Consider the following 260-nt stretch of genomic DNA (forward strand, 5'->3'; position numbering starts at 1 on the left):
TTCACTTTTATGTTCCATGTGTTCTTCTGATTTTTTATCTTTAGAATCATTATTTTCTTCTTTACTACCCGTTGAGCAAGCTGATAATACTAATCCTGATGCCAATATAATAAAGTTTAATTTCTTAATCATATTTAAAAGCTCCTATCTTTTATTTTAATTTTAATGTGAAAGCATTAATTGCTACGATGATCGTACTTAAAGACATAAGTATTGCACCCACAGCAGGTGATAATATTAAACCAATAGAAGCTAATATA

General features: G+C 27.7%; 1 pseudogene. It reads right to left on the reverse strand.

From position 1 onward, the window contains the following. Nucleotides 1–151 precede the first annotated feature (151 nt). Nucleotides 152–260, reverse strand: a pseudogene (locus FN960_RS23095) (copper-transporting ATPase); the annotation flags it as partial.

Source organism: Alkalicoccobacillus porphyridii, from assembly GCF_007293315.1.
Classification (GTDB): Bacteria; Bacillota; Bacilli; order Bacillales; family Bacillaceae_D; genus Alkalicoccobacillus; species Alkalicoccobacillus porphyridii.